At 51.9% G+C, this 21,975-nt stretch carries 17 protein-coding genes, 2 tRNA genes, 2 rRNA genes and 1 pseudogene; 9 read left to right on the top strand and 13 right to left on the bottom strand.

Annotated features, from left to right (window positions below; translation table 11 throughout):
* On the top strand, window positions 1-1,704 hold a 1,704-nt coding region (locus JTI85_RS05560), incomplete at its 5' end, for a flagellar biosynthesis protein FlhA (RefSeq protein ID WP_219352234.1).
* 38 nt (window positions 1,705-1,742) lie between these two features.
* Here the strand turns inward: JTI85_RS05560 and JTI85_RS05555 are convergent.
* Window positions 1,743-2,504, bottom strand: a complete 762-nt coding sequence (locus JTI85_RS05555; RefSeq protein WP_048212535.1) for a C40 family peptidase — start codon at window positions 2,502-2,504, stop codon at window positions 1,743-1,745.
* 349 nt (window positions 2,505-2,853) lie between these two features.
* Here JTI85_RS05555 and dpaA point away from each other — a divergent pair, with 349 nt between their 5' ends.
* Window positions 2,854-3,594, top strand: a complete 741-nt coding sequence (dpaA, locus tag JTI85_RS05550; protein ID WP_003843847.1) for a peptidoglycan meso-diaminopimelic acid protein amidase — start codon at window positions 2,854-2,856, stop codon at window positions 3,592-3,594.
* Here the strand turns inward: dpaA and JTI85_RS05545 are convergent.
* Together JTI85_RS05545 and lpcA are read right to left on the bottom strand one after the other, a co-directional pair.
* Window positions 3,565-4,332, bottom strand: a complete 768-nt coding sequence (locus JTI85_RS05545; protein WP_003031388.1) for a class II glutamine amidotransferase — start codon at window positions 4,330-4,332, stop codon at window positions 3,565-3,567. The two genes, dpaA and JTI85_RS05545, sit on opposite strands and share 30 nt — an antisense overlap.
* Window positions 4,333-4,443: 111 nt before the next feature.
* Entirely contained in the window at window positions 4,444-5,025 is a 582-nt protein-coding gene (gene lpcA / locus JTI85_RS05540) for a D-sedoheptulose 7-phosphate isomerase (protein WP_003031390.1), read from the bottom strand.
* Window positions 5,026-5,264: 239 nt separating this feature from the next.
* On the opposite strand from lpcA, the gene fadE reads away from it, so the two are divergent.
* The 3 genes from fadE to JTI85_RS05525 all read left to right on the top strand — a co-directional run bounded on the left by fadE (window position 5,265) and on the right by JTI85_RS05525 (window position 9,177).
* Complete coding sequence (gene fadE, locus JTI85_RS05535) at window positions 5,265-7,709, top strand: acyl-CoA dehydrogenase FadE (protein WP_048212536.1); 2,445 nt, start codon at window positions 5,265-5,267, stop codon at window positions 7,707-7,709.
* Window positions 7,710-7,818: 109 nt separating this feature from the next.
* Window positions 7,819-8,586: an amidohydrolase gene (locus tag JTI85_RS05530; RefSeq protein WP_048212537.1), complete on the top strand. Its 768-nt coding sequence runs from the start codon at window positions 7,819-7,821 to the stop codon at window positions 8,584-8,586.
* Between the two features lie 180 nt (window positions 8,587-8,766).
* The gene (locus JTI85_RS05525) at window positions 8,767-9,177 is read left to right on the top strand and encodes a Spy/CpxP family protein refolding chaperone (protein WP_101743095.1); all 411 of its coding nucleotides are present in this window, start codon (window positions 8,767-8,769) and stop codon (window positions 9,175-9,177) included.
* A gap of 100 nt (window positions 9,178-9,277) precedes the next feature.
* Here the strand turns inward: JTI85_RS05525 and JTI85_RS05520 are convergent.
* Window positions 9,278-9,354, bottom strand: a tRNA-Asp gene (locus JTI85_RS05520).
* 134 nt (window positions 9,355-9,488) lie between these two features.
* A complete protein-coding gene (gene dnaQ / locus JTI85_RS05515) occupies window positions 9,489-10,217 on the bottom strand; it encodes a DNA polymerase III subunit epsilon (protein WP_075551413.1) in 729 nt (242 codons plus the stop codon).
* On the opposite strand from dnaQ, the pseudogene rnhA reads away from it, so the two are divergent.
* Window positions 10,171-10,749, top strand: a pseudogene (rnhA, locus tag JTI85_RS05510) (ribonuclease HI). The gene dnaQ and the pseudogene rnhA overlap by 47 nt on opposite strands.
* Here rnhA and JTI85_RS05505 read toward each other — a convergent pair.
* A complete protein-coding gene (locus JTI85_RS05505) occupies window positions 10,746-11,468 on the bottom strand; it encodes a class I SAM-dependent methyltransferase (RefSeq protein WP_200036921.1) in 723 nt (240 codons plus the stop codon). The pseudogene rnhA and the gene JTI85_RS05505 sit on opposite strands and share 4 nt — an antisense overlap.
* A 33-nt stretch (window positions 11,469-11,501) precedes the next feature.
* Here JTI85_RS05505 and gloB point away from each other — a divergent pair, with 33 nt between their 5' ends.
* Together gloB and mltD are read left to right on the top strand one after the other, a co-directional pair.
* Window positions 11,502-12,257: a hydroxyacylglutathione hydrolase gene (gene gloB / locus JTI85_RS05500; RefSeq protein ID WP_219352232.1), complete on the top strand. Its 756-nt coding sequence runs from the start codon at window positions 11,502-11,504 to the stop codon at window positions 12,255-12,257.
* Between the two features lie 71 nt (window positions 12,258-12,328).
* Window positions 12,329-13,687 (top strand): murein transglycosylase D, encoded by a 1,359-nt coding sequence (mltD, locus tag JTI85_RS05495; protein WP_115600938.1) that lies wholly within the window; start codon window positions 12,329-12,331, stop codon window positions 13,685-13,687.
* A 49-nt stretch (window positions 13,688-13,736) separates the two neighbouring features.
* Here mltD and JTI85_RS05490 read toward each other — a convergent pair whose 3' ends face one another.
* The 3 genes from JTI85_RS05490 to JTI85_RS05480 all read right to left on the bottom strand — a co-directional run bounded on the left by JTI85_RS05490 (window position 13,737) and on the right by JTI85_RS05480 (window position 16,693).
* A complete protein-coding gene (locus tag JTI85_RS05490; protein ID WP_200036917.1) occupies window positions 13,737-14,507 on the bottom strand; it encodes a class I SAM-dependent methyltransferase in 771 nt (256 codons plus the stop codon).
* A 78-nt stretch (window positions 14,508-14,585) separates the two neighbouring features.
* Window positions 14,586-15,386: an endonuclease/exonuclease/phosphatase family protein gene (locus JTI85_RS05485; protein WP_048212545.1), complete on the bottom strand. Its 801-nt coding sequence runs from the start codon at window positions 15,384-15,386 to the stop codon at window positions 14,586-14,588.
* Window positions 15,387-15,517: 131 nt separating this feature from the next.
* Window positions 15,518-16,693 carry an MFS transporter gene (locus tag JTI85_RS05480; RefSeq protein ID WP_219352230.1) on the bottom strand — a complete coding sequence of 392 codons (1,176 nt, stop codon included), beginning with the start codon at window positions 16,691-16,693 and terminating at the stop codon, window positions 15,518-15,520.
* Between the two features lie 104 nt (window positions 16,694-16,797).
* On the opposite strand from JTI85_RS05480, the gene yafC reads away from it, so the two are divergent.
* A complete protein-coding gene (gene yafC, locus JTI85_RS05475; RefSeq protein ID WP_116360895.1) occupies window positions 16,798-17,712 on the top strand; it encodes a DNA-binding transcriptional regulator YafC in 915 nt (304 codons plus the stop codon).
* Between the two features lie 21 nt (window positions 17,713-17,733).
* Here yafC and dkgB read toward each other — a convergent pair whose 3' ends face one another.
* The 4 genes from dkgB to JTI85_RS05455 all read right to left on the bottom strand — a co-directional run bounded on the left by dkgB (window position 17,734) and on the right by JTI85_RS05455 (window position 21,948).
* On the bottom strand, window positions 17,734-18,537 hold the full coding sequence (gene dkgB / locus JTI85_RS05470) for a 2,5-didehydrogluconate reductase DkgB (RefSeq protein WP_219352228.1): 804 nt from the start codon (window positions 18,535-18,537) through the stop codon (window positions 17,734-17,736).
* 164 nt (window positions 18,538-18,701) lie between these two features.
* A tRNA-Asp gene (locus JTI85_RS05465) sits at window positions 18,702-18,778 on the bottom strand.
* 55 nt (window positions 18,779-18,833) lie between these two features.
* Window positions 18,834-18,949: ribosomal RNA gene (gene rrf, locus JTI85_RS05460) — 5S ribosomal RNA — on the bottom strand.
* 92 nt (window positions 18,950-19,041) lie between these two features.
* Window positions 19,042-21,948 (bottom strand): 23S ribosomal RNA (locus tag JTI85_RS05455).
* Window positions 21,949-21,975 lie beyond the last annotated feature (27 nt).

Below are 21,975 nucleotides of genomic sequence, written 5' to 3'. Positions count from 1 at the left end.
ATTAACTTTATCGTGGTTACTAAGGGTGCAGAGCGTATCTCCGAAGTTTCGGCCCGCTTTACGCTGGACGCCATGCCCGGCAAGCAGATGGCGATCGACGCCGATCTGAACGCGGGGCTGATTAATCAGGCCCAGGCGCAGGCCCGACGTAAAGATGTGGCGGGCGAAGCTGATTTCTATGGCGCAATGGACGGCGCGTCGAAGTTCGTGCGCGGTGATGCCATCGCCGGGATGATGATTCTGGCCATCAACCTGATCGGCGGGGTCTGTATCGGTATTTTTAAATACGATTTAAGCGCTGAAGCCGCCTTCCAGCAATATGTCCTGATGACCATCGGTGACGGCCTGGTCGCCCAGATCCCCTCTCTGCTGCTGTCGACGGCGGCGGCGATTATCGTTACTCGCGTGAGCGACAGCGGCGATATCGCCACCGACGTTCGTAGCCAATTGCTGGCAAGCCCCTCCGTACTTTATACCGCCACCAGCATCATGTTTGTGCTGGCAGTGGTGCCGGGAATGCCACATTTCCCGTTCCTGGTATTCAGCGCCCTGCTGGGGTTTACCGCCTGGCGTATGAGCAAGCGCCCGAAGGTGGCGGAGACCGAAGAAAAAAATCTTGAGACGCTGACCAAAACCATCGTTGAAACCACCGAGCAACAGGTCAGTTGGGAAACCATCCCCTTAATTGAGCCAATCAGCCTGAGCCTGGGATACAAACTGGTGGCGTTGGTGGACAAATCCAAAGGAAATCCGCTTACCCAACGTATTCGCGGCGTGCGACAGGTTATCTCAGACACCAACGGCGTGCTGCTGCCGGAAATTCGCATCCGCGAAAACTTCCGTCTGAAACCGACCCAGTACGCCATTTTTATCAATGGGATCAAGGCTGATGAGGCCGATATTCCCTCAGATAAGCTGATGGCGCTGCCCTCAAGTGAAACTTACGGCGAGATCGATGGCGTTTTAGGCCACGATCCGGCCTACGGTATGCCGGTCACGTGGATTGTCCCGGCGCAAAAAGCCAAAGCGTTAAATATGGGGTATCAGGTTATCGATAGCGCCAGCGTTATTGCGACGCATGTGAATAAGGTCATTCGCAGCTATATTCCCGACCTGTTTAACTACGATGATATTACGCAACTGCATAACCGCCTCTCTTCAATGGCACCTCGCCTGGCGGAAGATCTGAGCGCAGCGCTGAATTACAGCCAGCTATTGAAGGTTTACCGGGCACTGCTGGTTGAAGGCGTGCCGCTGCGCGATATCGTCACCATTGCCACCGTCCTGGTCGCCAGTAGCGCCGTCACCAAAGATCATATTCTGTTAACGGCCGATGTGCGTCTGGCGCTTCGTCGCAGTATTACCCATCCGTTTGTGCGCAAAGATGAACTGGCGGTGTACACGCTGAATAATGAGCTGGAGAATCTGCTGGCTAATGTGGTGAATCAGGCGCAGCAAAGCGGCAAAGTAGTGCTCGATAGTGTACCGGTCGATCCGAATATGCTCAATCAGTTCCAGACCAATATGCCGCAGATTAAAGAACAGATGAAAGCGGCGGGTAAAGAGCCGGTGCTGTTGGTCGCACCGCAGCTTCGTCCTCTGCTCGCGCGTTATGCCCGCCTGTTTGCACCGGGTTTGCAGGTACTGTCTTATAACGAAGTTCCGGATGAGCTGGAATTAAAAATCATGGGGGCGCTGAGTTAACCCGTGGCAAGGCGGTGCCATTCGCACCGCCTTATTGATTACAGAATGGTATTTTCCGTCAGAATACGACGGGCGCCGAGATAATGATCCTGCCAGAAGTCATCGGATAAATGACTCACCCGAATAGTTTCTCCCGTACGCGGCGATTCAATAAATTGCCCCTGTCCCAGGTAGACCCCCATATGATCGGCAATATCCCGGCTGTGAATATGAAAGAACAATAAATCACCACGACGAAGGTCGCGATTGGCGACGATGGTCGCCCGCCGGTAGTGATACATTTCATTCGCCGTACGCGGCAATTTTGCCGCCAGGATTTTGTTGTAGGCATAAAAAATCAGCCCACTGCAGTCAAAGCCTTGATCCGGGCTGGTCCCGCCCCACAAATAGGGTTTACCTAACTGCTGCTCAAGACGGTGGATTGCCACTTCGGTCATGTTGTGCAGATGGTCGCTGCTGAGAAAATGGTCATTCTCCGCCAGCTCCTGCCAGCGATGATCGCTCGCTTTCAGCGGCCCAGGGAACCACTCCGGGTGCTGTTTAATCAGCGTCCTGTTCTGCTGGCGCAGCGCGCTTTTACTTTGCGCATTACCTACCACCACATAACTTGCCTGCTTTTTTACCTGCGCGTGGTATTGCTTCAGCAGCCGGGCACGATTACGCATGCGCATTTGCGCCGCATAGCTTAGATGGGCGTCAGATAAGAGGGGCTGAACTTTGGCGACAGACGGTGATGACAACACAACACACAAAGACAGCAGACCCGGCAAAAAGCGTCGGGGTGCAGAGACAAAAGACATGAAAACAAAAATACCTAATCAAACACGTTCGGCGCAGTCTACCGCTATTGCCGGGTATTCCATTTTAATATTCGATTATTAAATTATTAATTTTTTAAATTCAATACATTAGAAATTCTGCACTAAAAAGACTCAATGACGTTCGCTAACCTGCAAAATACGCCGGTGTCTGACAGACTTTAAGCACAATTTTCCGTATAAAGAAAATCTAAAGTGTAAACGCAGCACGAGAGACTTGCGAAAAACTCTCTGGGTGATAATGTGAGCGCTCCAGATCCAGATTTATCCGATTTGGGGACTCTTTTTGCCGTCCTGGCGTGTGTAATCGTTTTATCAAGGAATAAGCAGTATGCGTAAAATCGCATTTTTTCTTGCGATGCTTTTATTGCCGTGCGTTTCGTTTGCCGGTTTGCTGAGCAGCAGCAGCCCGACCACGCCTGTCAGCAAAGAATATAAGCAGCAATTAATGGGCTCCCCTGTCTATATTCAGATCTTCAAAGAAGAGCGAACGTTGGATCTGTACGTCAAGATGGGCGAACAGTATCAATTGCTCGACAGCTATAAGATCTGCAATTATTCCGGCGGCTTAGGGCCGAAACAGCGTCAGGGTGATTTCAAAAGTCCGGAAGGGTTTTACAGCGTACAGCGCGGACAGCTGAAACCGGATAGCCGCTTCTACAAAGCGATTAACATTGGTTTCCCTAACGCCTACGACCGCGCACACGGTTATGAAGGTAAATACCTGATGATCCACGGTGCCTGCGTTTCCGTCGGCTGCTACGCGATGACCGATAACGGCATTGATGAGATTTTCCAGTTTGTCACCGGCGCGCTGGTGTTTGGGCAGTCCAGTGTGCAGGTCAGCATTTATCCGTTCCGTATGACCGATGCCAACATGCAGCGTCATAAGTTCTCGTATTACAAAGAGTTCTGGTCACAGCTAAAACCGGGATACGATTACTTCGAACAAACGCGTAAGCCACCAACTGTTTCCGTCGTCGATGGCCGTTATGTTATCAGCAAGCCGTTGAGCCACGAAGTCGTTCAGCCGCAGCTGGCATCAAACTACGCGCTCCCCGAGACAAAATAATGCCCACTCGCCTGGCATAATCTTTTGCCAGGTTTCATTGCCGGTTAACGGCTGCGTGGCAATCACGGTGACCACATCATTGGGTGTGGTCTCTGAGCTAAAATCGATTTCCACATCCTGATCCAGCAACGTCGCTACGCCAAATGGCGCACGCCGCGTGATCCAAAACAGGTTGGTCGAACAGAAGGCCATCACATAACGCCCGTCAGACAGCAACATGTTGAAGACGCCCTTCTCCCGCAGTTCACCTGCCAGCATCGCGATATATTTAAATACCGCCGTCATATTGCCAGGCGTGCGTGGATAACGCTCGGTCAGCTTATGCAGTAGCCAGCAAAACGCTTTTTCGCTGTCGGTTTCGCCGACCGGACGGAAATTACCAGTTTCCAGCGATTTATAGCCGCTGAGCTGGCCGTTATGGGCGTATGTCCAGTTACGTCCCCACAGCTCTCGCGTAAATGGGTGGGTATTTTCCAATGCCACTTCGCCACGGTTCGCCTGACGAATATGGGCAATCACAGAACAGGATTTGATGGGATAGTCTTGTACCAGTTTGGCGATAGGCGAATTAAAGCTGGGTTGCGGATCTTTAAACGTACGGCAGCCCTTACCTTCATAAAACGTAATACCCCAGCCGTCTTTGTGCGGACCGGTACCTCCGCCGCGCTGAACCAGCCCGGTGAAGCTAAAGCAGATATCGGTTGGCACATTGGCGCTCATCCCGAGCAGTTCGCACATACATCACCTACCTTAAAACCGTGAACTGCCTGATGGCGCTGCGCTTATCAGGCCTACGTGGCGCTCATGTAGGCCGGATACGGCTTCAGCCACCATCCGGCAATCGTCTTCTTATGGTTTAACCATCTCTTTTTCGATCAACTGGATCAGGATATGAATCACTTTGATATGAATTTCCTGAATACGGTCAGCGTAGCCAAAGTGCGGCACGCGAATTTCAATATCTGCGCTGCCGGCCATTTTACCGCCATCTTTGCCGGTCAGGGTGATGACTTTCATTCCCTTCTCACGCGCCGCAGCAATCGCTTTAATCACGTTACCGGAGTTACCCGAAGTGGAGATGCCTAACAGGACATCGCCCTCGCGGCCCACGGCTTCCACGTAGCGGGAGAATACATAATCGTAACCGAAATCGTTGCTGACGCAGGAGATATGGCTGACGTCAGAGATAGCGATCGCCGGGTAGCCCGGACGGTTTTCGCGATAGCGTCCGGTCAGCTCTTCGGCGAAGTGCATCGCGTCGCAATGGGAGCCGCCGTTACCGCAAGAAAGTACCTTACCGCCGGCTTTGAAGCTGTCTGCCAACAGGACCGCCGCGCGTTGAATGGCGTGAATATTGGCGTCATCTTTAAGAAAATTAGCCAGCGTTTCCGCCGCTTCGCTCAGTTCGTTACGAATAAGATCCTGGTACATGAGGATATCCTTCAGCATGAATGTAAATGACAAGATGCAGTGTACCGGATAGCGCTACCAGCGAGAAGTACAAGCCACAGGAATGGCTGTCGCTTTTGATTTTTTGTGCCGGTTAAAACAACAACAATGTGAGCTTTGTTGTAATTATTTTGTAAACACATTGCTAAAAGAATTCACATCCACTACAACCATATCATCACAAGTGGTCAGACCTCCTACAAGCAAGGGAGCTTTTCGTTATGATGATTTTGAGTATTATCGCTACGGTTGTTCTGCTCAGCGTTCTGTTTTATCACCGCGTGAGCTTATTCCTCAGCAGCTTAATTTTGCTCGCCTGGACGGCCGCGCTTGGCGTGGCTGGCCTGTGGTCAGTCTGGCTGCTGGTTCCTCTGGCCATTATCCTCGTACCGTTTAACTTTACGCCGATGCGCAAATCCATGATCTCTGCGCCGGTGTTCCGCGGTTTCCGTAAAGTCATGCCGCCGATGTCACGCACCGAGAAAGAAGCGATTGATGCCGGTACGACCTGGTGGGAAGGCGACCTGTTCCAGGGCAAGCCAGACTGGAAAAAACTGCATAACTATCCTCAGCCGCATCTGACTGCTGAAGAACAAGCGTTTATTGATGGCCCGGTGGAAGAAGCCTGCCGCATGGCGAACGACTTCCAGATAACCCACGAACTCGCGGATCTACCGCCGGAGCTGTGGGCGTATCTGAAAGAACACCGCTTCTTCGCAATGATCATTAAGAAAGAATACGGCGGGCTGGAATTCTCCGCCTATGCTCAGGCTCGCGTTCTGCAGAAACTCTCCGGCGTTTCCGGTATCCTGGCGATCACCGTTGGCGTACCTAACTCATTAGGCCCAGGCGAACTGCTGCAGCATTACGGCACCGAAGAGCAGAAGAACCATTACCTGCCGCGTCTGGCACGTGGTCAGGAGATCCCATGCTTTGCCCTGACCAGTCCGGAAGCGGGTTCCGATGCAGGCGCGATCCCTGATACCGGTGTGGTTTGTATGGGCGACTGGCAGGGGCAGCAGGTGCTGGGGATGCGCCTGACCTGGAACAAACGCTATATCACGCTGGCACCTATCGCTACCGTACTGGGTCTGGCATTTAAACTCTCCGACCCGGAAAAACTGCTGGGTGGCGAAGAAGATCTTGGCATTACCTGTGCGCTGATCCCAACCTCAACGCCAGGCGTACAAATTGGACGTCGTCACTTCCCGCTGAACGTGCCGTTCCAGAACGGCCCGACGCTGGGCAAAGATGTCTTTGTTCCAATTGATTACATTATCGGCGGCCCAAAAATGGCCGGTCAGGGCTGGCGCATGCTGGTGGAATGCCTGTCCGTAGGACGCGGTATTACCCTGCCGTCTAACTCGACGGGCGGTGTGAAATCGGTCGCAATGGCCACCGGTGCGTATGCGCACATTCGTCGCCAGTTCAAAATCTCTATCGGCAAGATGGAAGGTATTGAAGAGCCGTTGGCACGTATTGCCGGTAACGCCTACGTGATGGACGCTGCGGCATCACTGATTACCTACGGCATTATGCTGGGTGAAAAACCGGCGGTGTTGTCGGCCATCGTGAAATATCACTGTACTCACCGTGGGCAGCAGTCAATCATCGATGCAATGGATATCACTGGCGGTAAAGGCATTATGCTTGGCGAAAGCAACTTCCTCGCCCGTGCTTATCAGGGCGCGCCAATCGCCATTACCGTTGAGGGCGCCAACATTCTGACCCGTAGCATGATGATCTTCGGTCAGGGTGCGATTCGCTGCCATCCGTATGTTCTCGAAGAGATGGCGGCGGCGCAGAGTAACGATGTGAATGCCTTCGACAAACTACTGTTCAAACACATTGGTCACGTCGGCAGTAACAAAGTGCGTAGCTTCTGGCTTGGCCTGACGCGTGGTTTAACCAGCAGCACGCCAACTGGCGATGCGACCAAACGTTACTACCAGCACCTGAACCGTCTGAGCGCCAACCTGGCACTGCTTTCGGATGTGTCCATGGCCGTACTGGGCGGTAGCCTGAAGCGCCGTGAACGTATCTCCGCGCGTCTGGGTGATGTGTTAAGTCAGTTGTATCTGGCCTCCGCGGTGCTGAAGCGTTATGACGATGAAGGCCGTAATGAAGCAGACCTGCCGCTGGTCCACTGGGGCGTTCAGGATGCGTTGTACAAAGCGGAGCAGGCGATGGACGACCTGCTGAAAAACTTCCCGAACCGTCTGGTCGCAGGCTTGCTTAATGTGGTTATCTTCCCTACCGGTCGCCACTACCATGCACCGTCTGACAAGCTGGATCATAAAGTCGCGAAGATTTTGCAGGTTCCAAGCGCCACCCGTTCTCGTCTTGGTCGCGGTCAGTACCTGACGCCAAGCGAACACAACCCGGTTGGCTTACTGGAAGAGGCGCTGCTGGATGTGATTGCAGCCGACCCTATCCACCAGCGGATCTGCAAAGAGCTGGGTAAAAACCTGCCGTTTACCCGCCTGGATGAACTGGCGCACAATGCGCTGGCCAAAGGGCTGATTGATAAAGACGAAGCCGCAATTCTGGTGAAAGCCGAGGCGAGTCGTCTGCGCAGCATCAACGTGGATGACTTTGAACCCGAGGCGCTGGCGACTCAGCCGGTAAAGTTGCCAGAGAAGGTGCGTAAGGTCGAAGCAGCATAACGCTAACGCACAACGTTCAGCCCCGCTCAATGCGGGGCTTTTTATTGCCACATTTTCGTTAAGGCTCATGCTACAGTGTCAAAATGCTGTTCAACGAGGAGCCTCGATCGTGCCAGGTTTAAAAATTACGCTGCTGCAACAACCGCTGATCTGGATGGATGGCCCGGCCAACCTGCGCCATTTCGACCGCCAACTGGAAACCGTCACCGGGCGTGACGTTATTGTGTTGCCCGAGATGTTTACCAGCGGATTTGCGATGGAAGCGGCAAACAAATCGTTGCCGCAAGAGGAAGTTGTAAGCTGGATGCGTAGCAAAGCGCAGCAGACGAATGCCCTGATAGCAGGTAGCGCGGCGATACAGTCTGAACGGGGGCCGGTGAATCGTTTTTTGCTGGTTGAACCCGAAGGCACCGTGCATCTCTATGACAAACGCCATCTGTTCCGCATGGCGGATGAGCATCAGCATTATCAGGCAGGTGAAGAGCGCATCATCTTTGAATGGCGTGGTTGGCGCATTCTGCCGTTGGTCTGTTATGACTTGCGTTTTCCGGTGTGGTCGCGTAACCGCAACGACTACGATCTCGCCTTGTATGTGGCTAACTGGCCCGCACCGCGCTCGCTGCACTGGCAGATTCTGCTCACCGCACGGGCGATTGAGAACCAGGCTTATGTAGCAGGATGTAACCGTGTGGGCACTGACGGTAACGGGCATCATTATCGCGGTGACAGCAGGGTGATTAATCCGCAGGGTGAGATTATTGCCACCGCCGAGCCGCATCAGGCCACACGTATTGACGCTGAGTTGTCACTCTCGGCGCTACGCGAGTATCGCGAGAAGTTTCCCGCCTGGCAGGATGCTGACGCTTTCATCCTGTAGAGTTTGCCTTCCCTCCCGCCACGGACCATGTATCCACGGCGGGATTGTTTCACTCCGTAACCAACCGCAAAACAAATTCGCGTGGCGACATGCATCGGGCAACGTATTCTGCAAGGGATAATCACTCGTCACCAGCGAGTGGCAGACAATGTCGATAATTCCCTTATCAGGATTTCAATAATGAAAAACTTCGTACGCATGACTTTGCTGGCAGTTACCGTGGCTGGCGCTTCTTTTAGCTCGCTTGCAGCAACCACATCTAATGTTCCGGCTCCGGCCCAGGATCCGGTCGTTCAACACCTTAAGTTGACCAACGACCAGGTGGCGCAGATTAAAAAACTGCACCAGCAGCTTGAAACCAATGTCGGTCAGATTTCAGTGAAAGACGTTAAAGACGGCGCGCTAATTGACGTCATCAAGTCCGGGAAATGGGATGAAGCAGCCGTCAAAAAACAGCTTTCGGCGTTCAGCAACATCGAACAACAGGCGCGTTATTACCGCGTGAAATACTACTTTGACCTGAACAAAGTGCTGACCCCAGAACAGCGCCAGCAGGTGCAAAAAGATATCGCACAGACGCTGAGCGAGTAACAGCAAGGCCTGCAATAACATATGGTTGCAGGCTTTTATTTTTTTGGGCAGTAAAAACGACGAAAGCCTGAATCATTTCTGATTCAGGCTTTCTGAATAGTGGCGGAATGGACGGGACTCGAACCCGCGACCCCCTGCGTGACAGGCAGGTATTCTAACCAACTGAACTACCACTCCGCGTTGTGTTCCGCTTGGGAACGAAGCGAATATTACGGATTGCCTCGCGCCTCGTCAACGCTTTTTCTCACGTTTTTTAATCGTTTGCTGCAAAAATCACCCGAATGACCATTTCTGTACTGTAAATACCAGAACTAGGCCCGCCAGAGGCAACTTCCGCCCTTCTTCTGTACCAGGTCAAGGCGCGACTCATGGGCTGCCAGCTCTTCATCAGTGGCGAAAACAACGCGTAATTTACTGGACTGACGCACAATGCGCTGGATCCCCGTATCATTCTGCTGCTGGCTGTCACCTTCCATTGAGAACGCCATGGTGGTCTGCCCACCGGTCATCATCAGATAAACGTCGGCCAGAATCTGGGCATCGAGCAATGCGCCGTGCAGGGTACGCTTGCTGTTGTCTATCTCATAGCGCGAGCATAACGCATCAAGGCTGTTACGCTTGCCAGGAAACATTTTCCTCGCCAACGCCAGGCTATCGGTCACTTTACAGAAGGTGTTCGTCTTCGGGATATCGCGATGGAGTTTCGCGAATTCGTAATCCATAAAGCCGATATCAAACGATGCGTTATGGATAACCAGCTCCGCGCCACGGATATAGTCGAGAAACTCATCGGCAACATCGGCGAACGTGGGTTTATCAAGCAGGAATTCATCGGCGATTCCGTGTACGCCAAACGCTTCCGGGTCCACCAGCCGATCCGGCTTCAGGTAAACGTGGAAGTTATTTCCGGTCAGGCGGCGGTTCACCACTTCAACCGCACCGATCTCAATGATCTTGTGGCCTTCGTAGTGGGCGCCAATCTGGTTCATACCGGTGGTTTCGGTATCGAGGACTACCTGTCGTGTAATTCCAGTGCTCATAACGGTCATTTATGTCAGACTTATCGTTTGATTTCGATTTGCTAAAACAGGAAGTCTACCAGAGATGCTTAAACAGGTAGAAATTTTCACCGATGGTTCATGCCTGGGAAATCCAGGGCCAGGTGGTTACGGGGCGATTTTACGCTATCGCGGGCGCGAAAAAACCTTTAGCGAAGGCTACAACCTCACTACCAATAATCGCATGGAGCTGATGGCGGCAATCGTTGCGCTGGAAGCCCTGAAAGAACAGTGTGAAGTGATACTCAGCACGGACAGCCAGTATGTGCGTCAGGGCATTACGCAGTGGATCCACAACTGGAAAAAGCGCGGCTGGAAAACCGCAGATAAAAAACCGGTGAAGAACGTCGATCTGTGGAAACGTCTGGATGCCGCGCTGGGGCCGCACCAAATCAAATGGGAATGGGTTAAAGGGCACGCGGGTCATCCGGAAAACGAACGCTGCGATGAGCTTGCTCGTGCTGCGGCAATGAGTCCCACCCAGGATGATGTTGGGTATCAGGCAGAGTCTTAAGCATCTGGCTTGCGGTATTGTCGGGTGGCCCCAACGGCCTGGCGGATGCGTGCCTTACTTTTACTTTGCTTCATCGGATTGAGCGTAAGCGGAATTGTTCGCTTGCGCGCGACAACCAACTGCAAACAGCCCAGCGCGGGGATATGGGTGCTTAACATTTTACCGCCCTGCTTCGCCCAGGGCAGCACGTGGAACCGACTATAGTGCAGCACCTCAAAATTCAGCAAAGAGAGCCAATCCAACTGGCGCATCAGGGTAAACATCCGGCTGTTGTAAGGCGGTGTTTTACGTAGCACTGGCACCAGCTTACGCAACCCCATCAGGCTAACCGGGTTAAACCCGCTCAGTATTAACCAGCCATCATCAATCAGTACCCGGTCGGCTTCACGCAATAAGCGATGCGGATCGGCGCACCACGGTAGTGTATGCGCCAACAGGCAAACATCCACGGATTTATCGGCAAAAGGAAGGTGTAAAGGATCGGCTGTGACCTGCATGGGCGAACCTTGCAAAGAAACATTTACCTGATGAGAAACCGCGCACGCTTCAGAATCGATTTCTGCGCTTAAATTACCAATCTTAAGCAGATGAAAACCGTACATTTTTGCGAACCACGGATTAAGCTGATGTTCCAGCGCCTCACGATAGTGCTCACCCCAGGGTAAATCATCCCAGCTAATGGGCGCTACGACAGTTTGAGGGATCCTTGCCGGTTTCATCACAACCTTCCGTTACGCATTGAGAGGTAATTTATGAATCTTAACAGTATTCCTGCATTTCAGGACAATTACATCTGGGTCCTGACAAATAATGAAAATCGTTGCCTGATTGTTGATCCGGGCGAAGCCGCTCCCGTTTTGAAAGCCATTGCAGAATATCACTGGGTGCCAGAGGCCATTCTCCTCACCCATCACCATCAGGATCACGTCGGCGGTGTGAAAGAACTTTTGCAACATTTCCCACAATTAGTGGTTTACGGACCGGCTGAAACGCAAGATAAGGGAACGACCCATATAGTCAAAGATGGCGATATTGCACTCGTTTTAGGGCATGAATTTAAAGTAATTGCCACGCCGGGTCACACTTTAGGACATATCTGTTACTTTAGCCAACCTTACCTATTTTGTGGCGATACGCTCTTTTCAGGCGGCTGTGGCAGACTATTTGAAGGTACAGCTTCACAGATGTATCAATCACTTAATAAATTAAGTGCGCTTCCTGATGATACATTGATCTGCTGCGCCCATGAGTACACATTAGCAAACATGAAGTTCGCCTTAAGCATTCTGCCGCACGATTCGTTTATTAATGATTATTATCGTAAAGTTAATGAGTTACGGGTAAAAAAACAAATGACGCTACCCGTAATTCTGAAAAATGAGCGACGAAATAATCTTTTTTTAAGAACAGAAGATATTGATTTAATTAACAAAATAAACAAAGAAACAATATTGCAACAACCTGAAGAGCGTTTTGCATGGTTAAGGTCAAAGAAAGATACGTTCTGACAATTCTGGGTTGCCTTTTGAAAACTTCGCCGTTATGATCGGTCGTCTTTTAAGCAACTATTGACACACACATGAAGGCAAAAGCGATATTACTCGCCTCTGTCCTGCTTGTTGGGTGCCAGAATACTGGTAACGTCCAACAGCACGCACAGAGCCTTTCTGCAGCTGGTCAAGGGGAAGCAGGAAAGTTTACAAGTCAGGCGCGATGGATGGACGATGGAACATCTATCGCTGCTGATCAGGATTTGTGGGCTTTCATTGGTGACGAGCTAAAGATGGGAATTCCGGAAAACAACCGGATTCGCGAACAAAAACAGAAGTATTTACGCAATAAGAGCTATCTCCACGATGTAACTTTACGGGCAGAGCCGTATATGTACTGGATAGCCGGGCAAGTTAAGAAACGTAACATGCCTATGGAACTGGTACTACTACCCATAGTGGAGAGCGCTTTTGATCCTCACGCAACGTCTGGCGCCAATGCCGCAGGTATTTGGCAGATCATTCCGAGCACGGGGCGCAATTATGGTTTAAAACAGACCCGCAATTATGATGCACGTCGCGACATTGTGGCTTCCACCACTGCCGCGCTGGACATGATGCAGCGTCTGAACAAGATGTTTGATGGCGACTGGCTGCTGACTGTTGCCGCGTATAATAGCGGTGAAGGTCGTGTCATGAAGGCAATCAAAGCGAACAAATCTCGGGGTAAATCCACCGATTTCTGGTCGCTCCCTTTGCCTCAGGAAACAAAGCAGTATGTGCCCAAAATGCTGGCGTTGAGTGATATTCTCAAAAACAGCAAACGCTATGGCGTGCGTCTGCCAACTACAGACGAAAGCCGCGCGTTGGCACGTGTTCGCCTGAACAGCCCGGTTGAGATGGCTCAGGTTGCCGATATGGCGGGTATTTCCGTCAGCAAGCTGAAGACCTTCAATGCAGGTGTGAAAGGCTCCACGTTGGGTGCCAGCGGTCCGCAATACGTGATGGTACCAAAGAAGCATGCAGAGAAGCTGCGTGAGTCTTTGGCTTCCGGCGAAATTGCAGCCGTACAGTCAACGCTGGTTGCGGATAACACGCCGCTGAACAGCCGTAGCTACAAAGTTCGCTCTGGCGATACGCTTTCCGGCGTCGCTGCACGTCTTGGCGTGAGCACGAAGGATCTGCAGCAGTGGAATAATCTGCGTGGATCATCGCTGAAAGTGGGCCAAAGCCTGACCGTAGGTGCGGGTACCAGCGCGCAGCGGTTGGCTAATAACAGCGATAGCATCACCTATCGTGTGCGTAAAGGCGACTCGCTGTCGAGCATTGCCAAACGCCACGGGGTTAACATCAAGGATGTGATGCGCTGGAACAACGATACGGACAATCTGCAGCCAGGCGATCAGCTCACGTTGTTTGTGAAAAACAACGGCATGCCGGACTCCTGATAGCATTGTAGAAATGAAGGCACTGGCTTCCCCCCAGTGCCTTTTTTATTTATCCCGCTTTATGCGCCTCAACCATGATCGTGTCGCTGGTAAACGAGCCATCTTCCTGCAACGCAAAGTAGGTTTTCACTTCAACAGAAGCACTCTGTTGGTAAACACGAATCGCGCCGCTCAACGCTGCAGGCGTGCGCATCCGCGCCACCCACGAACTGAACTCCAGCGGCAGACGGTCACTTAACAACGTATCGGCAATCAGATTGGCATCATTGATTAACGACAACCACTCTCCGCTGGAATAGTTGCGTACGTGTGAGGTATCACGTAACGCCTCCACGGTTTGCAACCAGATATCACGGACCGGATGGCCTGGCGACATCACATCCATCACAATCAGCACACCGCCGGGCTTCAGAACGCGGTTCACTTCCCTCAGCGCGCGCCCGACATCATGCCAGTGATGCGCGGAATAGCGGCTAATCACCACATCAAATACGTTATCTTCAAATGGCAGGCTTTCAGCATACCCCTGCCGTGTGGCGATATTTTCCAGACCTCGGTCTTTTGCCGCCTCAGCAACCACTTCAAGCATCTGCGACGATAAATCATAAGCCACGACCTGTTGTACGTGTTGCGCAGCCACAAAGCTGGCGTGCCCCGCTCCACATCCCATATCCAGTACCCGTGCCTGTGGAAAAGCAGACAGCCTTTCCGCCAGTCGTTGTAAATCACGACCCGTAGCATGTACGGTGCTGGTTAAATAGGCATTAGCCTGAGAGCCAAACTGCTTTTCGACGTTGTCATGGTGGGAGCGTGTTGTCATTGTGTTGTCCTTCGGTTGTTGTGAAATATGAAGGGCAGCACCATCACAGGCCTGCCCTACGGCAGACCTGACACACCGTTATTGTTCAGGTTTGCCGGGACTGAATTCAACGAGTAGCGGGTTGTGGTCAGATGCGCGGGTGACCAGCACAGAGGCTTCACTCACGTTCAGACCGCGATAGAACACAAAATCGAGAGGACGACCAAACGCGCGGCGGCGCTGATCGTCAGTAAAGCGTACCTGGCGCAGTGACATTTCACGCGCAAAGCGGTACAGCGCATTCATCCGTCGACGGCTCCAGGCATTAAAATCGCCGGCCATGATCACCGGACCGCTGTGATGAGCAATCTGATCGCCAATCGGAAGTAACTGCTTGCTATAGACATCAACGCCAAGGCTAAAGTTAACCGCGTGGATATTCACCACCATTAATAGCCGAGTGTCAGGCAATGGGTACACCGTCACCAGCGCCGATTTCGCCAGCCGTAAAATCGGCTCACGCTCGCGCAATGGGCAGCAGTAAACGGGGTGGGCGGAGGAAAGCGTCATGACGCCAGAGGGATGCTGGGGCAGCACAAAGGCCGGAACCTGATCGGCAGCAAGATAGTTAGCGGTCGCAAACTGCACCAGTTCTGGCGTGGTTTGCGCTTCCTGCAATAACACCAGATGCGCGTCTTTGCCAAAATTCTTCAACACCGACTGCCATTCTGCCCGTTGTTGCTTAAAAATATTCCACACCAGCACGCGAATGCGATCTTCACTGCTTAACGGCACGCCTGCAGGTAATGCCTGGCCGATATGCGCAAATGACCCAGGCGGTAAAATCCGCTCAACGGGCTGTCCGGCAACATAGCGCATGGCATAGGTGTTTTTTCGCACTTTAGACTTTCAAACCTCTATAACGTCAACCAGCCCGCAGCCGGACTGGTTCTTCTGTTATAGGGACTTTAGCACTCACTTTCAACGAACAATTACAGTTTGTTTTGTAAGTGGGTACTTACATCAATGAATTATCCCAATACTACCCGCGCCGGTTTATCCAGGCGACCGCTGATACTCATCAGTAAAAAAGCGACCAGAACAATCAGCGCGCCAATCCACGGAGTCTGTGCTAAACCATAATGCTCTACCGTTTGTCCGCCAATTACAGAGCCAAGCGCAATGCCAATATTAAACGCAGCAATATTCAGACCTGATGCCACATCCACCGCATTTGGGGTAAATTGTTCCGCTTTCTGTACCACGTAAACCTGCAACCCCGGTACGTTACCAAAGGCAAAGATCCCCATCACCAAAATGGTAGCCAGCGCGGCGTACTGCGTGGAGGCCGTCAGTTGGAAAACCATCAGCAGAACAAACAGCGCGGCGAAGATAAATTTCAGCGCCGGGACAGCACCATGTTTATCCGCCAGCTTACCTCCCCAGATATTACCGATAGCGACCGATACGCCATAGCCCAGTAAGATCCAGCTTACCGCTGCCGGCGAAAAGCCAGCCAGGTCCTGCATCATAGGAGCCAGGAATGTGAATGCAGTGAAGACACCACCGTAACCCAGTGCCGTAACCGCGTAGATAAGCAACAGGCGCGGATGGGTTAACACCTTTACCTGATCACGAATGCTGGCGGCCGCCCGACCCGGAATGTTGGCCGGGATCAGCTGTTGGCTGCTAATCAGTGCAATCACACCCAACAGAGATACAGCAAGGAAAGTCTCGCGCCAGCCAAAGTGCTGACCGATAAACGTACCCAACGGCACGCCCGTCACCAGCGCCACCGTTAAGCCGCCAAACATAATGGCGATGGCGGAAGCGGCTTTCTCTTTTGGCACCAGGCTTGTCGCGATGGTAGAACCAATCGAGAAGAATACGCCGTGTGCCAGGCCTGTCAGCAGGCGGGCGACAATGAGTGTCATATACCCGGGTGCCTGCCATGCCAGCAAATTCCCCGCCGTAAACAGAACCATCAGCGCAACCAACAGTTGCTTACGTGGCAGACGTCCGGTCAGGGCAGTCAATACTGGCGCCCCGATCGCGACACCCAGCGCATAGATTGAAACCAGCATCCCGGCAGAAGGTAAAGAGATCGCCAGTTGTTCAGCAATGGTCGGCACCAGGCCGACAATCACAAATTCAGTCGTGCCAATAGCGAAGGCACTTATTGTGAGTGCAAATAAAGCGAGAGGCATAAATAGCTCCATATCATCAATAATCAGATGACACGTAGTATGCCGGGATGTTTTAATGACAAAAATATTCAAAATCTCAATATAATTTTGCTTCAGGTGCAAAAATGAAAGCGACATCCGATGAACTTGCGATTTTTGTAGCCGTAGTTGAAAGCGGTAGCTTTAGCCGGGCGGCAGAACAGCTTGGACAAGCCAATTCCGCGGTCAGTCGGGCAGTAAAAAAGCTGGAGATGAAACTGGGCGTCAGTTTGCTGAATCGCACAACCCGACAGCTAAGCCTGACTGAAGAAGGAGAGCGTTACTTCAGACGTGTGCAGCAGGTACTGCAGGAAATGGCAGCTGCAGAAATGGAAATCATCGAGTCGCGTAATACTCCGCGCGGTCTGCTACGTATCGATGCGGCAACACCGGTGATGTTGCATTTCCTGATGCCCCTGATCAAACCTTTCCGTGAGCGCTATCCCGAGATGACGTTGTCGCTGGTTTCCTCAGAGACATTTATCAATCTTATTGAACGAAAAGTGGATGTTGCGATACGAGCGGGTACACTGACTGACTCGAGTCTACGTGCGCGTCCGTTATTTACCAGCTATCGCAAGATTATTGCCTCACCGGACTACATTGCCCGTTTTGGTAAGCCAGAGACTGTTGAAGAGTTAAAGCAGCATCTGTGTCTGGGGTTTTCCGAACCGGTTTCGCTCAATACATGGCCCATTGCCTGTAGTGACGGACAATTACATGAGGTTGAGTGCGGCCTGTCTTCGAACAGTGGCGAAACGCTGAAGCAGCTTTGCCTGAACGGCAACGGTATTGCTTGTCTTTCAGATTATATGATTGATAAGGAGATCGCTCAGGGTAAGCTGGTCGAATTGATGGCGGATAAACGACTGCCAGTCGAGATGCCTTTCAGCGCAGTGTATTACAGCGATCGTGCCGTCAGTACTCGTATTCGGGCATTCATCGATTTTTTAAGTGAATATATAAGAACAGCTCCCGAAGGAGCTGTAAAAGAGGGTTAAAGGCACAGAGGGGTCAGGCAATTAATCCCACTCAGGCGCCAGACCTTCCGGGCTAACCAGGCGGTCGTTGCAATCCAGAGCAGCGATTGCCGCTTTGTCTTCCGCATCAAGGTACAGTTCCAGCGCCAGCAGGTTGCTTGCCAGGTTTTCACGCTTGGTAGAAGAAGGGATCACAGAGTAACCTTCCCCCATCGCCCATGCCAGAATCACCTGGGCCGGCGTCGCGTTATGTTTAGCCGCAATGCCAGCAATCACTTCATCTTTCAGCGCCTTACCGTAAGCCAGCGTCATGTATGAGGTGATGTGGATACCGTGCTCTTTCGCCCAGTCAACAACCTTACGGCTTTGCAGATATGGAGATAACTCAATCTGGTTAGTCGCAATATTCTCTGCACCCACAGCAGCAATAGCTTTTTCCATCAATGGGATAGTGAAGTTAGAGATACCAATTTCACGAGTCAGCCCTTGCTCTTTAGCTTCGAGCAATGCTTGCATAAACTCTTCAACAGAGACGGCATCACTTGGTGATGGCCAGTGGATCAGCGTCAGATCAACATAATCTGTGCGCAGTTTCTTCAGGCTTTCTTTCAGACTTGGGATCAGTTTTTCTTTGCTGAGATTTTCAATCCAGATCTTGGTGGTGATGTACAGTTCGTTACGCGGTACGCCGCTTTCGGCAATCGCCTGACCAACAGCCGCTTCATTATCATAGATTTGTGCAGTGTCGACAGCACGGTAGCCCAGATCAAGCGCCGTTTTAACAGAAGCGATAACCACGTCGTCTTTCAGGCGGAAAGTACCTAAACCAAATGCAGGGATTGTCATAGAATTCCTCTTTTTAATCACAATGTTCGTTAACTGAGGGGATTATGACCTTCTGCTCTTTATAGAAAAAGAGCGAACAATGCAGAGGATTTTTGCGAATTCAGCAATAATAAAGTTACAGGCAAAGAAAAAGCCCTGAGCAAATGCTCAGGGCTCTTAATAAGTGGCGGAACGGACGGGACTCGAACCCGCGACCCCCTGCGTGACAGGCAGGTATTCTAACCAACTGAACTACCGCTCCACCGAATTTCTTTGTCACTACCCGGATTATTCATCCCGGTTTACTGCAATTTGATGCCTGGCAGTTCCCTACTCTCGCATGGGGAGACCCCACACTACCATCGGCGCTACGGCGTTTCACTTCTGAGTTCGGCATGGGGTCAGGTGGGACCACCGCGCTACAGCCGCCAGGCAAATTCTGTTTATCAGACCGCTTCTGCGTTCTGATGTAATCTGTATCAAGCTGAATCTGATGTCTCTTCGCCAAAACATCTTCGGCGTTGTAAGGTTAAGCCTCACGGTTCATTAGTATCGGTTAGCTCAATGTATCGCTACACTTACACACCCGACCTATCAACGTCGTCGTCTTCAACGTTCCTTCAGGAGACTTATAGTCTCAGGGAGAACTCATCTCGGGGCAAGTTTCGTGCTTAGATGCTTTCAGCACTTATCTCTTCCGCATTTAGCTACCGGGCAATGCCATTGGCATGACAACCCGAACACCAGTGATGCGTCCACTCCGGTCCTCTCGTACTAGGAGCAGCCCCCCTCAATTCTCCAGCGCCCACGGCAGATAGGGACCGAACTGTCTCACGACGTTCTAAACCCAGCTCGCGTACCACTTTAAATGGCGAACAGCCATACCCTTGGGACCTACTTCAGCCCCAGGATGTGATGAGCCGACATCGAGGTGCCAAACACCGCCGTCGATATGAACTCTTGGGCGGTATCAGCCTGTTATCCCCGGAGTACCTTTTATCCGTTGAGCGATGGCCCTTCCATTCAGAACCACCGGATCACTAAGACCTGCTTTCGCACCTGCTCGAGCCGTCACTCTCGCAGTCAAGCTAGCTTATGCCTTTGCACTAACCTCCTGATGTCCGACCAGGATTAGCTAACCTTCGTGCTCCTCCGTTACTCTTTAGGAGGAGACCGCCCCAGTCAAACTACCCACCAGACACTGTCCGCAACCCGGATTACGGGTCCACGTTAGAACACCAGCCATTAAAGGGTGGTATTTCAAGGTTGGCTCCATGCAGACTGGCGTCCACACTTCAAAGCCTCCCACCTATCCTACACATCAAGGACCAGTGTTCAGTGTCAAGCTATAGTAAAGGTTCACGGGGTCTTTCCGTCTTGCCGCGGGTACACTGCATCTTCACAGCGAGTTCAATTTCACTGAGTCTCGGGTGGAGACAGCCTGGCCATCATTACGCCATTCGTGCAGGTCGGAACTTACCCGACAAGGAATTTCGCTACCTTAGGACCGTTATAGTTACGGCCGCCGTTTACCGGGGCTTCGATCAAGAGCTTCTCCTTACGGATAACCCCATCAATTAACCTTCCGGCACCGGGCAGGCGTCACACCGTATACGTCCACTTTCGTGTTTGCACAGTGCTGTGTTTTTAATAAACAGTTGCAGCCAGCTGGTATCTTCGACTGATTTCAGCTCCATGAGTAAATCACTTCACCTACATATCAGCGTGCCTTCTCCCGAAGTTACGGCACCATTTTGCCTAGTTCCTTCACCCGAGTTCTCTCAAGCGCCTTGGTATTCTCTACCTGACCACCTGTGTCGGTTTGGGGTACGATTTCGTGTTACCTGATGCTTAGAGGCTTTTCCTGGAAGCAGGGCATTTGTTACTTCAGCACCGTAGTGCCTCGTCATCACACCTCAGCGTTAAAAAGGTACCGGATTTACCTGGAACCTCCGCCTACATGCTTAAACCGGGACAACCGTCGCCCGGCTAACATAGCCTTCTCCGTCCCCCCTTCGCAGTAACACCAAGTACAGGAATATTAACCTGTTTCCCATCGACTACGCCTTTCGGCCTCGCCTTAGGGGTCGACTCACCCTGCCCCGATTAACGTTGGACAGGAACCCTTGGTCTTCCGGCGTGCGGGTTTTTCACCCGCATTATCGTTACTTATGTCAGCATTCGCACTTCTGATACCTCCAGCATGCCTCACGACACACCTTCAACGGCTTACAGAACGCTCCCCTACCCAACAACACATAGTGTCGCTGCCGCAGCTTCGGTGCACAGTTTAGCCCCGTTACATCTTCCGCGCAGGCCGACTCGACCAGTGAGCTATTACGCTTTCTTTAAATGATGGCTGCTTCTAAGCCAACATCCTGGCTGTCTGTGCCTTCCCACATCGTTTCCCACTTAACTGTGACTTTGGGACCTTAGCTGGCGGTCTGGGTTGTTTCCCTCTTCACGACGGACGTTAGCACCCGCCGTGTGTCTCCCGTGATAACATTCTTCGGTATTCGCAGTTTGCATCGGGTTGGTAAGTCGGGATGACCCCCTAGCCGAAACAGTGCTCTACCCCCGAAGATGAATTCACGAGGCGCTACCTAAATAGCTTTCGGGGAGAACCAGCTATCTCCCGGTTTGATTGGCCTTTCACCCCCAGCCACAAGTCATCCGCTAATTTTTCAACATTAGTCGGTTCGGTCCTCCAGTTAGTGTTACCCAACCTTCAACCTGCCCATGGCTAGATCACCGGGTTTCGGGTCTATACCCTGCAACTTAACGCCCAGTTAAGACTCGGTTTCCCTTCGGCTCCCCTATTCGGTTAACCTTGCTACAGAATATAAGTCGCTGACCCATTATACAAAAGGTACGCAGTCACCCCATAAAGAGGCTCCCACTGCTTGTACGTACACGGTTTCAGGTTCTTTTTCACTCCCCTCGCCGGGGTTCTTTTCGCCTTTCCCTCACGGTACTGGTTCACTATCGGTCAGTCAGGAGTATTTAGCCTTGGAGGATGGTCCCCCCATATTCAGACAGGATACCACGTGTCCCGCCCTACTCTTCGAGTTCACAACCTGTGCATTTTGGTGTACGGGACTATCACCCTGTACCGTCGGACTTTCCAGACCGTTCCACTAACACACAAGCTGATTCAGACTCTGGGCTGCTCCCCGTTCGCTCGCCGCTACTGGGGGAATCTCGGTTGATTTCTTTTCCTCGGGGTACTTAGATGTTTCAGTTCCCCCGGTTCGCTTCATTACGCTATGGATTCACGTAATGATAGTGTGTCGAAACACACTGGGTTTCCCCATTCGGAAATCGCCGGTTATAACGGTTCATATCACCTCACCGACGCTTATCGCAGATTAGCACGTCCTTCATCGCCTCTGACTGCCAGGGCATCCACCGTGTACGCTTAGTCGCTTAACCTCACAACCCGAAGATGTTTCGTAAAAC

It is taken from the genome of Citrobacter sp. Colony219 (assembly GCF_019382635.1).
In the GTDB taxonomy this organism is placed as follows: domain Bacteria; phylum Pseudomonadota; class Gammaproteobacteria; order Enterobacterales; family Enterobacteriaceae; genus Citrobacter; species Citrobacter youngae.
Note: the sequence above shows the minus strand (reverse complement) of the source record. Positions and strands in the feature narration are given on the sequence as shown.